This is a genomic window from Cellulomonas sp. S1-8 (genome assembly GCF_026184235.1).
GTDB lineage: Bacteria > Actinomycetota > Actinomycetes > Actinomycetales > Cellulomonadaceae > Cellulomonas.
Map to the genome: position 1 here is coordinate 1580793 of NZ_CP110806.1, position 13974 is coordinate 1594766.

At 76.4% G+C, this 13974-nt stretch carries 14 protein-coding genes; 5 read left to right on the forward strand and 9 right to left on the reverse strand.

Features of this window, described 5'->3' with window-relative positions; all coding sequences use genetic code 11:
* Positions 1-72 precede the first annotated feature (72 nt).
* Positions 73-1992 carry a threonine/serine ThrE exporter family protein gene (locus OKX07_RS07020; RefSeq protein ID WP_265631121.1) on the forward strand — a complete coding sequence of 640 codons (1920 nt, stop codon included), beginning with the start codon at positions 73-75 and terminating at the stop codon, positions 1990-1992.
* Between the two features lie 43 nt (positions 1993-2035).
* Here OKX07_RS07020 and OKX07_RS07025 read toward each other — a convergent pair whose 3' ends face one another.
* Genes OKX07_RS07025 through OKX07_RS07035 form a run of 3 tightly spaced genes read right to left on the reverse strand, consistent with a single transcriptional unit; the run spans position 2036 to position 5239 of the window.
* Complete coding sequence (locus OKX07_RS07025; RefSeq protein ID WP_265631122.1) at positions 2036-2920, reverse strand: ABC transporter permease; 885 nt, start codon at positions 2918-2920, stop codon at positions 2036-2038.
* Positions 2907-3920, reverse strand: coding sequence for an ABC transporter ATP-binding protein (locus tag OKX07_RS07030; protein ID WP_265631123.1), 1014 nt, complete (start codon positions 3918-3920; stop codon positions 2907-2909). The genes OKX07_RS07025 and OKX07_RS07030 overlap by 14 nt, the downstream gene beginning before the upstream one ends.
* A gap of 56 nt (positions 3921-3976) precedes the next feature.
* The gene (locus OKX07_RS07035; protein WP_265631124.1) at positions 3977-5239 is read right to left on the reverse strand and encodes a LolA family protein; all 1263 of its coding nucleotides are present in this window, start codon (positions 5237-5239) and stop codon (positions 3977-3979) included.
* 94 nt (positions 5240-5333) lie between these two features.
* Between OKX07_RS07035 and OKX07_RS07040 the strand changes: the two genes are divergently transcribed.
* The 4 genes from OKX07_RS07040 (at position 5334) to OKX07_RS07055 (ending at position 9010) form a co-directional block, all read left to right on the forward strand.
* Positions 5334-5990: a response regulator transcription factor gene (locus OKX07_RS07040; protein WP_265631125.1), complete on the forward strand. Its 657-nt coding sequence runs from the start codon at positions 5334-5336 to the stop codon at positions 5988-5990.
* Entirely contained in the window at positions 5987-7387 is a 1401-nt protein-coding gene (locus tag OKX07_RS07045; RefSeq protein ID WP_265631126.1) for a sensor histidine kinase, read from the forward strand. Before OKX07_RS07040 ends, OKX07_RS07045 begins: the two co-directional genes overlap by 4 nt.
* A 79-nt stretch (positions 7388-7466) precedes the next feature.
* A complete protein-coding gene (locus OKX07_RS07050; RefSeq protein WP_265631127.1) occupies positions 7467-8270 on the forward strand; it encodes an alpha/beta fold hydrolase in 804 nt (267 codons plus the stop codon).
* The gene (locus OKX07_RS07055) at positions 8267-9010 is read left to right on the forward strand and encodes an esterase/lipase family protein (protein WP_265631128.1); all 744 of its coding nucleotides are present in this window, start codon (positions 8267-8269) and stop codon (positions 9008-9010) included. The genes OKX07_RS07050 and OKX07_RS07055 overlap by 4 nt, the downstream gene beginning before the upstream one ends.
* A 58-nt stretch (positions 9011-9068) precedes the next feature.
* Here the strand turns inward: OKX07_RS07055 and OKX07_RS07060 are convergent, their stop codons facing one another.
* From OKX07_RS07060 to OKX07_RS07085, 6 genes are all read right to left on the reverse strand, one after another.
* Entirely contained in the window at positions 9069-10559 is a 1491-nt protein-coding gene (locus OKX07_RS07060; protein WP_416220839.1) for a DHA2 family efflux MFS transporter permease subunit, read from the reverse strand.
* Between the two features lie 161 nt (positions 10560-10720).
* Entirely contained in the window at positions 10721-11470 is a 750-nt protein-coding gene (mtnN, locus tag OKX07_RS07065) for a 5'-methylthioadenosine/S-adenosylhomocysteine nucleosidase (protein ID WP_265631129.1), read from the reverse strand.
* Positions 11467-11919 (reverse strand): S-ribosylhomocysteine lyase, encoded by a 453-nt coding sequence (locus OKX07_RS07070; RefSeq protein ID WP_265631843.1) that lies wholly within the window; start codon positions 11917-11919, stop codon positions 11467-11469. Before OKX07_RS07070 ends, mtnN begins: the two co-directional genes overlap by 4 nt.
* Positions 11920-12005: 86 nt before the next feature.
* Positions 12006-12887, reverse strand: coding sequence for an NAD(P)H-hydrate dehydratase (locus OKX07_RS07075; RefSeq protein ID WP_265631130.1), 882 nt, complete (start codon positions 12885-12887; stop codon positions 12006-12008).
* Positions 12880-13623 (reverse strand): histidine phosphatase family protein, encoded by a 744-nt coding sequence (locus tag OKX07_RS07080; protein WP_265631131.1) that lies wholly within the window; start codon positions 13621-13623, stop codon positions 12880-12882. Before OKX07_RS07080 ends, OKX07_RS07075 begins: the two co-directional genes overlap by 8 nt.
* The gene (locus OKX07_RS07085; RefSeq protein WP_265631132.1) at positions 13620-13859 is read right to left on the reverse strand and encodes a hypothetical protein; all 240 of its coding nucleotides are present in this window, start codon (positions 13857-13859) and stop codon (positions 13620-13622) included. The genes OKX07_RS07080 and OKX07_RS07085 overlap by 4 nt, the downstream gene beginning before the upstream one ends.
* Between the last annotated feature and the right edge of the window lie 115 nt (positions 13860-13974).

A 13974-nucleotide genomic window follows, 5' to 3' on the forward strand; every position in this document is an offset into this window, starting at 1 on the left:
TGCCGGGTCGGCAGGCGTGCCCCTGCGTCGATAGCCTGCCCCCGTCGGGTGGTGGTCCAGCGGAGGCGGGTCGTGGTGGGCAACGTCGTGGTCGCGGGTGCGGCGGTGCCGTGGTTCGCGACGTCAGGGACGGCGACGACCGGGACCGCGACGTCCCTGCCGGCGGCATGGTGGGCGGTCGACCCCGACGTCCCGGAGGTCCCCGACCCGCAGGAGCCGGGGGTGCCGGCCGCGACCGACGAGGCCCCCACGCCCGTCTCGACGTCCGACGCGCCGACGTCCGACGAGCCCACGCCCGACGTCACGCTCCCGCCGTCGACCACCGCACCGCCCGCGCCGACCGAGCAGCCGGCCGAGCCGACGCCGGACGTGACGACGGGCACGACCCCGACGGACCCGACGCCGGAAGCCACCCCTGCACCCACGTCCACGTCGACGGCCGTCGTGCCGGCCTGGCCCTCGTCGCGTCCCGCGGTCGTGGAGTCGGAGCTGCCGTGGGGGATGGTCGCGGTGGCCGTGCTCATCCTGCTGCTCGCCGCGGGCGGCCTGTGGGCGTGGTGGCGGCGCACGGGAGGGGGCGCGGTCGCGGCAGGGGCGGGCGCCGTCCCGAGCGGCCGCGCGACGGCTCCCGACGACGCACCGACGGTCGTCCTGCCCGCGACCCGCCCGGGTGGCGCCGACCTGCTCGACGCGACGGTCGTGCTGCTGCCCACCGACGAGGACTCCTCGGACGCCGACCCGCTCAGTGGGCGCTCCGACTCGACCGTCCGGTTCCTCGTACGCCTCGGCGAGGCGATGATCGACGCAGGCTCGCCGATCGTGCAGGTCAACGCGACGCTCGAGCGCGTCGCCGCCGTCAACGGGTTGCCGGACGCCGCGGTCGTCACCTTCCCGACGGCGCTGATCGTGTCGGTACCGCACCACGGGACCGTGCAGACGGCCGTCTCGACGGCCGGCGGGCGCGCGCTGCGCCTCGACCAGGTGGCCGACGTGCTCGACCTCGCTCACGCGGCGTCCCGAGGTGAGGTGCACCCGCACGACGGGCTGGAGTCGCTCGAGACGATCGTGACGTCCGCGCCCCCGTCGTCGGCCGTGCGCCGCGCCGCGGGGTACGTCGGGGTCGCCGCGGGGCTCTCGCTCGTCCTGGGCGGAGGGTGGCTCGACGTCCTGGTCGCAGCGGTGCTGGGCGGCGCCGTCGCCGTGCTGACGGCCGCGACGCGCCGCGTGCCGGCGGTCTACCAGGGCCTGATCGTGGCGGTCTGCGCGTTCGCCGTCGCGGTCCCCGTGCTGCTGCTCGTGCGCACGGGCTGGCCCGTCGGCCTGCTGGCCCCGCTGGTCGCGCCGCTCGTGACGTTCCTGCCCGGCGCGCTGCTGACCACGGGCGTCATCGACCTCGCGACGCGCCAGATGATTGCCGGCTCGTCGCGGCTGGCGGCCGGCATCATGCAGCTCGTGCTGCTCGCGCTGGGCATCACGGCGGCGGCCGGGCTGGTCGGCGTGCCCGCCGCGGACGTCGGGACCGCGGACGGTGGGCAGCCGCTCGGCTGGGCGGGGCCGTGGATCGGTGTGCTCGTCTACGCGGTGGGCGTGGTGCTGCACAACGACGCGCACCGCGGTGCGCTGCCGTGGATCACGCTCGTCCTGGTCGTCGCGTACGCGGGGCAGGTGCTGGGCGGCGTGCTGCTCGGCGCTGTGGTGTCGTCGTTCGTCGGGGCCCTGGCGATGACGCCCGTCGCGATGCTCGCGGCGGCGCGCCGCGGGGGCCCACCGTTCCTCGTGACGTTCCTGCCGGGGTTCTGGGTCCTCGTCCCCGGTGCGCTCGGGCTCGTGGGGGTCACCTCCGCGCTCGGACGCTCGACCGACCAGGCGATCACGACGATCGTGACGACGGGCGTCTCGATGGTCGCGATCAGCCTGGGTGTGCTGGCCGGGCTGGCGCTCGGCGGTGGGCTGCAGCGCAGGCTCGCGCCGGACGCGCCGCGGATCGTGTGACGGCGCGTCCGGACGTGACGTCCGGACGCGACCAGTCGTCCGGTCAGGACGTGACGTCGGCGGTCGTGAAGCGTGCCCACGCGAGCGCACCGAACACCGCGACCCAGCCCGCCTGCACGGCGAGGCCCTGCGCCAGCACGTCCGCCGACGGCACGACCCGCAGCATCTCCGCGAAGTCGAACCAGTGGTGCGTGAGCAGCGCGGGGTGGATCGCCGCGAGCTGCGGCAGCGTGTCGAGCACGCTGGAGACCACCGCGACGACGACGGTGGCGGCCATCGCCCCGACGGGCACCTCGGTGAGCGTCGAGAAGAACAGCCCGACCGCGACCAGGCCCGTCATGGACAGCCCGACGTACGCCACGACACCCGCGACGCGCAGGATGCCGTCGGCGAGCGGCACGGTCGTGCCGGACAGCAGCGTGAGGTCGCCGACCCCGAACAGGATCGCCCCCGTCAGCAGCCCGACCAGCGCGATCGCCAGGACGGCGGCCGCCGCGAACACCAGGGCGCCGAGCGCCTTGACGGCGAGCAGCCGCCCGCGGCCCACGGGCACGACGAGCAGGTAGCGCAGCGTGCCGGTCGACGCCTCGCCGGCGATCGCGTCGCCCGACGCGATGCCGATGGTCAGCGGCAGCAGGAACGGCGTGCACAGGAACAGCGACGCGACGACGAGGAAGAGCCCGTTGCCCGTGACGCGGGCGACGAACGGCGGCCCCTGACCGGCGAGCCCCGAGTCCTGCGCGAGGAACAGCACGAGGCCCAGCAGCAGCGGCACGAGGGCGAGGCCCACGAGCAGCACGACGTTGCGGCGCCGGCCCAGCACGAGCGTCAGCTCGGAGCGCACGAGACGTCCGAGCGCGCCGCGGTGACGGACCGGCTCGGCGCCCGGGGGCGCGACGTCCGGCGGCGCGGTGTCAACGAGCGACATCGAAACCCTCCCCGGTGAGCTCGACGAAGATCTGCTCGAGCGACGGACGGTGCACGTCGAACCCCAGGAGCCCGACACCGGCCCGCACGAGCGCCGCGGCGACGTCCTGCGCCGCGGGCCCGTCGGGGCGCGCCTCGTGCGTGCCGTCGTCGGGTGCGTCGTCGCGCGTGTCGGCGGTGATGGCCGCGGACACGGTCACGCTGCCGTCCGCGACGGGCCGCTCGGCCGCGGCGTCCGCCAGGCCCAGGCGACGCAGCTCGGCGACCGCGGCGTCGCCGTCGGCCTGCGGCGTCCGCACGACGACGCGCGCACCGCGACGTGCGGTGAGCTCGGCGCGCGGGCCCTGCAGCAGCAGGCGGCCGCGGCCCATGATCCCGATGTGCGTGCACACCTGCTCGATCTCGGCGAGCAGGTGCGAGGACACCAGCACCGTCGTCCCGGCGTCGGCGAGCTCGCGCACCAGGTGCCGCACCTCGCGCGTGCCCTGCGGGTCCAGCCCGTTGGTCGGCTCGTCGAGCACCAGCAGGTCGCGCGGACGCAGCAGCGCCGCGGCCAGCCCGAGCCGCTGCTTCATGCCCAGCGAGTACTGCCGGTACCGCTTGTCGGCCGCGGCACCCAGCCCGACGCGCTCGAGCGCGTCGTCGGACCGGGTGCGCGCGGTGCGGGGGTCGGCGGACGCGTCGACGGCGTCGAGCCGCGCGAGGTTCGCGCGCCCCGACAGGTACGGCTGGAACGCGGGCCCCTCGACGAGGGCGCCGACGCGCGGCAGCACGCGCGCCGCGTCCTGCGGCATCGGTGCCCCCAGCAGGTGCACCTGCCCGGACGTCGGCTGCACGAGCCCCAGCAGCATGCGGATCGTCGTGGTCTTGCCCGACCCGTTCGGGCCGAGGAACCCGTAGACGGCCCCGCGCGGCACGACCAGGTCGACGTCGTCGACGGCGACCTGGCCGGTGCGGAACCGCTTGGTCAGGCCGCGGGAGCGGATCGCGTCGTCGGTCACGGGACCAGCCTGCGCCACGGCGGGCACCGGCGTCGCCGCCGTGGCGACCGAGGTCGTCACGCGCCCGCCGCCGCGCGCAGCGCCTCCACCGGGACCGCGCCGACGAGCACCCGGCCGTCGTCCAGGACGAGGACCGACAGCAGCGTCGAGGACAGGACGCGCCCGCCGTCGACGGCCGTCGTCAGCTGGTCGTACAGCGCCGTGGTGTCGAGGTCGACGGACGGGCCGTCACCCTCGGAGGCGAACTCCTCGTACAGCTCCTGTGCGCCCTCCGAGTCGAACTGCTTGTCCATGTGCGTCAGGTCCGCGACGGCGGCGGGGTCACCCGCGACCAGTGCGGCGATGTCGACGTCGGTGAGCTCGACGATCGTGTCCCAGCCCGTGCCGGTCACCGTGACGCCCTCGGGCAGCGGCAGGTCCGCCGGGTCCTCGGGGAGCGTCGTCGGCAGGTCGTCGGGGGCGGCGTGGGTGAGCGCGGCCTCGTCGGGCAGCGGGACCGCCACCTCGCGGACGGTCGCACCCGGGGGCGCGGAGAACGCGAGGACCGCGTCGTCCGGGGCCGCGAACGTCACGTCCGTGAACCCGAGCTCGAGCGCGGGCGTCGCGGCGTCGTCGCTGCCCCACACCTGCACGCGCAGCGGGGTCCACGTCTGCGCGTCGACCGCGACGACGATGCGTCCCACGAGCGTCGTCGTGCTGCGCGGGGTCACGACCACCTGGTACGCCTCGCGGCCCGCGACCGTGGTGGCGGCGTCGACGCCGACCGTCGCGTGCTCCTCGGCGCGCTCCAGGGCCTCGCGGCCCATCTCGTCCGGCGTCGGCAGGTCCGCGGGCGGGGTCGCCGCCGCGTGCAGCTCCTGCGCCCGCGCCGCGTCGGCCTGCGACATCGCGTAGTGCACGACCTCGTCGTCGGACGACGAGTACGTCCACGCCTCCGCGCCGTCGGCGACCACGGAGTACTCCGACGCCGGACCCAGCAGGGAGACGCGCGAGCGCTGCTCGCCGTCGGTCCACACGCGCAGCGTCGTCGACCCGCCGAGCAGGCTCACGGGGTCCGCACCGGTCATCTGCGTCAGCGACAGGTCCGGCAGCCCGAGGCGCGCGGTGTGCACGACCGTGCCCGACAGCGCCTGCGGCTCGGCGTCGGCCACGCGGGTCAGCAGCTCGGCGGCCGTGACCGGCGGCAGCCCTGCGGTGTCCGCGGACGCGAGCAGCGGGGGAGCGGCGAACGCGGCGGCGACGGTGGCCGCGGCGACGGCCGGCACGGCCCAGGCGGCGCGGCGGCGCGTCCTGGCGGGGGCGACGGGGGTGGTGTCCATGCCTCCACCCTGCACGTCGGCGCCTGAGCGGACCCTGAGAGACGCCGACGGCGGGGGGCGCGTGCGCGGGCCCGGCGGGTGGGATGCTGCCGGGGTGCGCGTGCTGGTGGTCGACGACGAGGTCGGGCTCGTGCGCGCGCTGCGCCGCGGGCTGACGGCCGAGGGGTTCGCGGTCGACCACGCGCACGACGGCGAGACGGGCCTGACGATGGCCGTCGACGGCGAGTACGACGTCCTCGTCGTCGACGTGATGCTGCCCCGCCGCAACGGCTACGACGTCGTGACGGCCCTGCGCGCGCAGGACGTGTGGACGCCCGTGCTCATGCTGTCCGCCAAGGACGGCGAGCACGACGTCGCCGACGGGCTCGACGTTGGCGCCGACGACTACCTCACCAAGCCGTTCTCCTTCGTCGTCCTGGTCGCCCGGCTGCGGGCGCTCGTCCGGCGTCCGGTCGCGCCGCGCCCGGCGGTGCTGCACGCCGGTGCCCTGACCCTCGACCCCGCGTCCCGGCAGGTCACGCGCGGCGACGAGGTCGTCGAGCTCACCGTCCGCGAGACCGCCCTGCTGGAGTACCTGCTGCGCCACGCCGACCGGGTCGTCGGCAAGATCGAGCTGCTCGACCACGTCTTCGACACCGGCGGGGAGGACCCCAACGTCGTCGAGGTGTACGTCGGCTACCTGCGCCGCAAGCTGGGGCGCGACGCCGTCACCACGGTGCGCGGCGCTGGGTACCGGGTGGGCGGGGCATGACGACGGACGCCCGCGCGGCTGGGACGGGCACCCGCCGGTGGCGTGCCCGGTCGTTGCGCGCGCGCCTCACGACGGTCGCGACCCTCGCCGTCGCGGTCGTGCTCGTCGCCGGCGCGCTCGCGCTGTCGGCCGCCCTCGGCACGGCCCGCACCGCCGCGCTCGACGACGTGGTGCGCGAACGCAACGACACGCTGGCGGCCCTCGTCGCCGACGACCGCGTGCCCGACGCGCTGCCCGTCGCCCAGCCCGGCGAGGTCGCCCAGCTGCTCGACGTCGCGGGCGGCGTCCTCGCCACCTCGACCACCGCGAGCCGCACGCTGCCCGTCGTCGACCCCGCGACCCTCGCGGACTGGCGCGAGCGCGCCGGGGACGACGTGCTCGTCGTGGGCACGGCCGCGAGCGCGTACGACGACGCCGCGCGCGCCGCCGTCCGCGCCGTGGTCTACCGGGACGTGCCGGCGACCCTTGTCACGACCGTGCCCGCGACGGACGTGCTGGGCGTGCTGCGCGCGCTGCGGGTCGCGCTGCTGCTGGTCGTGCCCGTGCTGACCGCGGGGTTCGGCGTCGTGCTGTGGGCCGTGCTCGGCCGCGCGCTGGCGCCGGTCGAGCAGCTGCGCGCCGCAGCCGACCGTGTCGCGCTCGCGGGGGGTCCCGGGTCGCTGCCCGTGCCGCCCGGCGACGACGAGCTCGGCGCGCTGGCCCGCACCCTCAACGCGATGCTCGACCGGCTGGAGGTCGCCGCCGCGCGGCAGCGCACCTTCGTCGCCGACGCCGCGCACGAGCTGCGCTCACCCGTCGCCGCCGCCCGCGCCGCGGTCGAGGTCGCCGCCGCGCACCCGGGCGCCTACCCGGTCGCCGACCTCGTCGCCGACCTCGGGCCGCAGGTCGCGCGCATGCAGACCCTCGTCGAGGACCTGCTGGTGCTCGCGCGCGTCGGCGCGTCGGCCGGCGAGCGCGGCCCCGTGGACCTGGCGGCGGTCGCGGCGGGTGCTGCGGCGTCGGCCGCACCGGTGGCCCGGGCGCGGGACGTGCGGGTGGGCGTCGCGGGCTCCGCGAGCGCCACGGGGACGGTCGACGGCGTCGGCCGCGTCCTGCGCAACCTCGTCGAGAACGCGGTGCGGCACGCGCGGAGCAGCGTCGAGGTGCGCGTCGAGGACGGGCCGGGGGTCGTGCGCGTCGTGGTCGACGACGACGGAGCGGGCGTCGCGGACGCGGACCGGGAACGGGTCTTCGAGCGGTTCGTGCGGCTGGACGAGGCGCGCGAGCGCGACTCCGGGGGCACCGGGCTGGGCCTGGCGATCGCCCGGGAGGTCGCGCGTGAGCTGGGCGGCGACGTCCGCCTCGAGGGCGCGCCGACCGGCGGTGCGCGAGCCGTCCTGGAGCTCCCCGCCGGGTGAGTGCCCCTGCGGGCCGGCCGGAGCCGTGGGACGATCCCGGGGCACCGGCCGTCGGGGACGTTGCGCGACGGGAGGGTGCATGCCGCAGATCGTGCGGGGTCCGCGGACGGGTGACCGGACGGACGTCAGGGTCGACCGGGTCCGGATCGACGGCCTCGCGCTGCGGACGTGGACCGTGCGGCACGCGGCCGTCGACGACCTGGCCCCCGAGGACCGGCGCGACTTCGTGCTGGTGCACGGGCTCGGGGCGTCGTCGGCGACGTACGAGCGGCTGACCGCGCGACTCGGGCTCACCGGGACCGTGCACCTGCTCGACCTGCCCGGGTTCGGCGGCGTACCGCGGCCGGCCGGGCCGCTGGGCATCGAGGAGCTGGCGCAGCTCGTCACGCGGTGGGCCGAGCGCACGGGCGTGAGCGGGGCGACGTTCCTGGGGCACTCCATGGGGGCCCAGGTGGTGGTCGAGGCGATCGCGGCGGCACCCGGGCTGGCGTCCCACGCGGTGCTCATCGGCCCGACCGTCGACGACCGGGCGCGCACCGCCCCCGAGCAGCTCGTGCACCTCGCCCGCAGCGCCGTCCACGACTCGGCGCGGGTGCAGAGCCTCCTGCTGCGCGGCTGGGTCGAGTGCGGGCCGCGGTGGTTCGGGACCGTCCTGCAGGGGATGCTCCGCCACCCGGTCGCGGAGCGGCTGCGCGAGGTCGACGTCCCGGTGCTCGTGGTGCGCGGCGAGCACGACCACGTCGCACCTCCCCCCTGGGTCAGGACGCTCGTCGACGCCGCACCGCGCGCCCGCGCCGTCACGGTGCCCGGTGCCGGGCACGCACCCATGTACGAGCACGCCAGCGAGGTGGGGGACCTGGTGCTGGATCTCGTCGCGCCATGAGCACCCCCGCGGCCGCCCCGGAGCGCCCCCGCGGTGTGCTGCGTCGGCTGCGCGAGGCCGTCGCGTGGGGCCAGGACTACGCGTGGATCGTCGCGGCGCAGGCCCGGGCCGTGCTGCGACCCCCGGCCGCGGGCTCGTGGGACGGCGGGGACCGGGTGCCGGTCGTCCTGCTGCCCGGCATCTACGAGACGTGGCCCGTCATGGCCGGCCTCGGCCGCGCCCTGCACGACGCCGGCCACCCCGTCCACGCCGTCCCCGCGCTCGGCTTCAACCAGCGCTCCCTGGAGGTGTCCGCGCGGCACGTCGTCGACCGGCTCGGCGAGCTCGCGCTGGACCGCGTCGTGCTGGTCGCGCACTCCAAGGGCGGGCTGATCGGCAAGATCGCCCTGGCGGACCCGCACGTCGGGCCGGGTGTCGCCGGGCTCGTCGCCGTCAACACGCCGTTCGCCGGGTCGGTCTACGCGCGGTGGTTCCCCGCCCGGTCGGTCCGCGCGCTGGGGCCGAGGGACCCGCACCTGATGCAGCTCGCGCGCGACGTCGCGGCGCACGCGCGGATCTGGTCGATCTACGCGCGGTTCGACCCGCACGTGCCCGGGGGCAGCGAGCTGGCGGGCGCGGTGAACGTCCGGCTGCCGCTGGACGGGCACTTCCGTCCGCTCGACGACCCCCGCCTGCACGCCGCGGTGCTCGACGCGATCACGCACCTGGCCGCGTCCGGTCCGGCGCCCGTGGGCACCTGACCGGACGCGACCCGGTGGGGACGCGGCCCGGTGGGACTGCGACCCGTGGGGACTCGACTCAGTGGTGAGCGGGGGCGTCGTGCCCGGCGGGGGCGGGTCGGATCGCGAAGGCCGCGGCGATCGCCGGCAGCGTGACGACCGCGCCGACGAGGAACGCGGCGTGCACGCCGCCCGCCGTCGCGACGACCTCGGACGCCCCGTCGGCGGCCAGGCCGGCCGCCGTCGCGGACAGGACCGTGATGAACAGCGCCGTGCCGGCCGCGCCCGCGACCTGCTGGACCGTCCCGATCACCGCGGAGCCGTGGGAGTACCGCTCGCGCGGGACGGACCCGAGGGCGGAGGTGAACAGCGGCGTGAACACCAGCGCCAGGCCCGCCGACATCGTCAGGTGCGCGGCGACCAGCAGCCACGGCGAGGTCCCCACGTCGAGCAGCAGCGCCATGCCCCAGGCCGACAGGCTGACGAGGACCGTCCCCGGGACGAGCAGCGGGCGCGGCCCCACCCTGTCGTACGCACGGCCCACGGCGGGTGCGAGGAGCCCCATGAGCAGCCCGCCGGGCAGCAGCATCAGGCCCGTGCGCAGGGTGTCGAGGCCCAGCACGTCCTGCGCGTAGATGGGCAGCATGATGATGACGCCGAACAGCGCCATCATCATCACGGCCATCAGCCCGACGCCCACCGCGAACGTGCGGGAGCGGAACGTGCGCAGGTCGAGCAGCGCGTCGTCGGTGCGCTGCAGCCGCAGCTGCCGCGCGATGAAGATCCCGAGCGCAGCCGCGCCGCCGACGAGCGCACCGACCGTGATCGGCTGCACACCGCCCTGCACGGCCTCGCCGATGCGGGACATGCCCAGGACGATCCCGCCGAAGGCGAAGGCCGACAGGAGCACCGACGGGACGTCGACACGGGCCCAGCGCGGCTCGGTCACGTTCGGCAGCCGCGCGGCGCCGAGCGCGAGCGCGCCGAGCGCGACCGGCAGCACCAGCCCGAACATCCACCGCCAGTCGAGCACCGACAGGATCAGGCCGGAGATCGTGGGCCCGAGAGCCGGGGCCACCGAGATGACGATGGAGATGTTGCCCATGGTCCGCCCGCGGGTGGCGGGCGGGGTCACCGTCATGACGGTCGTCATCAGCAGCGGCAGCATGATCGCGGTCCCCGTGGCCTGGACCACGCGACCGGCGAGCAGCATCTCGAAGCCGGGGGACAGCGCGCACACGAGCGTGCCGAGCGAGAACAGGCCCATGGCCGTCAGGAACGCCGCCCGCGTCGTGGTCCGCTGGAGGAAGAACCCGGTGACGGGGATGACCACGGCCATCGTCAGCAGGAACGCGGTGGTCAGCCACTGCGCGGTGCCTGCGGTGATCGCGAGGTCGTCCATGAGGCGCGGGAGCGCGACGCCCATGATCGTCTCGTTGAGGATGACGACGAACGTCGACACCAGGAGCAGCGCGACCGCGAGGCGGTCGCGGGCCGACATCGCGTCGGGTGCGTCGGGTGCGTCGGCGGGCGGGTCCGCCACGGCGGTGGGTACGGTGCGATCGGTCACGAGGTCGCCTGTCACGTCTGGGCCCTGGTGGGGCGGGTCGGCCGGCGCGGGTGGGGTCACGCGCCCGGACAGTCTGTGACGCCAACCGCCCTCGGGTCGACGTCATTCCCTACCGACCGCCCCCGACGCCGGAACTCACCGCGTCCGTGGGGCGCGGTCCGTCAGGCGGTCGCCAGCGCAGCGTCGAGCAGACCGAGCACGACCGTGGCGGACCGCTCGGCGGCGTCGTCGACGTGCGCGCTGAAGTCCACGCCCGCGATCGGGCCGCACAGGTCGGAGATGCCGCGCACCGACAGGAACGGCACGCCCGCCAGGTGCGCGGTGTGGGCGAGTGCGGTCGACTCCATGTCGCACGCGAGCGCGTCGGGGAACGTCGCGCGCAGCCCCACGACCCGCTCGGCGTCGACGAACACGTCGCTCGACAGGATGGTGCCGGTGCGGACCGTGAGCTCGCCCACGTCGAGACGGGCCGCCGCGGCCAGCAGGGCCGGGTCGGCGTCGAAGCGCGCCGGCATGCCCGGGACCTGACCCGGCGCGTACCCGAAGACGCGTGCGTCCGCCGCGCCGTACACCGTCGTCGCCCCGACGACCACGTCGCCGACGCGGACGTCGAGGCCCATGCCGCCTGCCGACCCGGCGCTGAGCACGACGCGCGCACCCGAGCCCTGCAGCGCGAGGGCCGCGGCCGTCGCCGCGTTGACCAGGCCGATGCCGCACGTGACGAGCAGCACGCGCGGCCCGCCGAGGTCCAGGACGCGACGCCGCGCGCCGGTGACCTCGACCTCGTCGCCGACGGCCGACGCGCGGTCCAGGAACGGGGACGCCTCGACGCCCATCGCCGTGACGACGACCGCGTCGACGCGCGCACCGGGCAGCGCGGACAGCGCCGGGCGCTCGCTGGCGAGGCTCACGCCGTCACCGAGCTCCACTCGTCGCGGGCCGCGAGGAACGTGCGCGCGACCTCCTGCGCACCCGTGAGCGTGTGGTTCGCACCCCAGCCGCACTGCACCTCGTTCGCTGCGGGCACCTCGTCGGCGCCGACGACGTCCGTGAGCGTGGCCGCGACGAGCTCCGCGACGTCCTCGAGCTCCCAGCGGCCCTCGAGCATGAGGTAGAAGCCCGTCTGGCAGCCCATGGGGGAGAAGTCGAGCACGCGCCCGGAGTGGTTGCGCGAGTGCTCGGCGAACAGGTGCTCGAGGGAGTGGACGGCGTCCATCTCGAGGTGGCCGACGTTCGGCTGCGTGAAGCGGACGTCGAACTTGGAGATGACGTCCCCGTGGGGGAGCTCCTTGAGGTCCGCGAGCCGGATGTACGGCGCGACGACGGTGCGGTGGTCCAGGTTGAACGACTCGACGTTCATGCGCGGTGTGTCCACGGGACAAGTGTGCGGCATGCCACCGACACCGCGGGCGGGGTGTCCGCCGGTCGGGAGGGTGGGCGCGGGGTTCAGCGCGTCCGCAGCCCCACGAGCACGGCCGGCAGCTCGTCGACGAGCTCGCGCGCGAGGTAGCCGAGCGGGCCGACCGCAGCGGCGAGCCGGTCACCCGCCACGCCGTGCGCCTCGGTGCCGAAGCAGGCGGCCTGCGCCAGGGTCGCGCCGCGGGCGAGCAGCCCGCCGATCGCACCCGCCAGCACGTCGCCGCTCCCGGACGTCCCCAGCCCCGAGTAGCCCGTCGACGAGCGCCACCGACGCCCCCCGGGCTCCGCGACCACGCCCGCGCACACCACGACCGTGCCGTACGCGTCGGCGAGCCGGGCCGCCACGGGGTCGTCGTCGTCCGCACCCTCGTCGGGCGCGTCGGCGGGGTCCTCGCCGAGCAGGCGGCGGGCCTCGGCCGCGTTGGGCGTCAGGACGGCGCGCCCGCGGACCGCGTCACGCACGTCGGGGGCGTCGCGCAGCACCCCGAGCGCGAACGCGTCGAGCACCAGCGGGGTGGTGCCCGGCGCACCCGCGACCACCGCCCGCAGCAGGGCCAGCGTCCCCTCCGGCGCGTCGAGGCCGGGCCCCACGACGACCACGTCGGCGCGGTCGAGCTCACGCCCCAGCGCGTCGCCCGGACCCGTGACGGCGCCGTCGGCGTCCTCCGGCAGCCCCAGGACGCCCGCCTCGGGGAACGCGACGGCCAGCGGGCCCGCGACCGACGCGGCGACGCCCAGCGTCAGGCGTCCCGCGCCGACGCGCAGCGCCGCGCGCCCGGCGAGCAGGACCGCACCCGGCGTCGCCCGCGCACCACCGAGCACCAGCACGCCGCCCCGCGCGTCCTTGCCCCCCGTCGGCTCGGGCAGGGGGTGCTCACGCAGCAGGGCAGGGCTCAGCACGTCAGCCACCGGTGTCCCCCGTCCCCTCGTGCTCGGTGATCGCGGCGTCGAGCGCCTCGAGGTGCGCGACGTCGTCGAACACCGCCAGGAGCCAGGCGTCGTCGACCCGGTCCAGGCGGGTGACCGACGCGTTGCGGACGCTGCGCTCGCGGATCACGCCCATGAGCGCGTCCTCGGTCAGCTCCTCCAGCACGTACCGCAGCAGCATGACCACGGCGTCGTGCACGACGACCAGGACGCGTCGTCCGGCGTCGCGGCCCTCCAGGTCGCCGAGCGCCGCCCGCAGGCGCAGCGCCACGTCCGCCCACGACTCGCCGCCCGGCGGGCGGTGGTACATCTTGCCGAGGTGCCGCCGACGCTCCGCCTCCTCGGGGTGGCGCGCCTGCACGCCGCGCCACGTCAGGCGGTCGAGGATGCCCAGCTCGCGGTCGCGCAGCCGTTCGTCGGTGCGCACGGGGAGGTCCAGGCCGGCCACCTCGAGCGCGAGCTGCGCGGTCTGCTGCGTGCGCACGTACGGCGAGCACCACACCACCTCGGGGCGCTGGTCCGGCGGCAGCGCCGCGATCCAGGCCCCGAGCGCGCGCGCCTGCTCGCGGCCGCGGTCCGACAGCGGGGTGTCGGCGTCACGGGTCGCGACGTCGACGACCAGCGCCTCCTCCCGGTCGGCCCGGGTCGCCGCGACGTTGCCGACGCTCTCGCCGTGGCGCACGAGCACCAGGCTGGTCGGGGTGGCCGGTGCGGTCACCGGCGGCCGCGCTCCTCGAGCGCCGGCAGGATCGTCGTGGGGATCCCGAAGGCGAGGCTGAACGCCAGGATCCCGCCCGTGACGAGCCACGGCCCGGTCGACCCGTCCGCGTCGAACCCGAGCGTCAGCAGCACGAACGCGCCGGCGAACAGCAGGAGGCACAGCAGACCGGTCGCGGCGCGCGAGGGGGCCTCCGGCGGGGCGTCGGTCGGGCGCGCGGTGGGCTCGTGGGCCATGGGGTCCTCCAGGGTGCGGGTGCGGATCGGTCCTGGCTCAGTATCGCCGCGCGGCCGCGCGCGGGCACGTCCGCCCACGGGCGGCCGCACGGCGTCGGCGAAGCGTCGGCGAAGC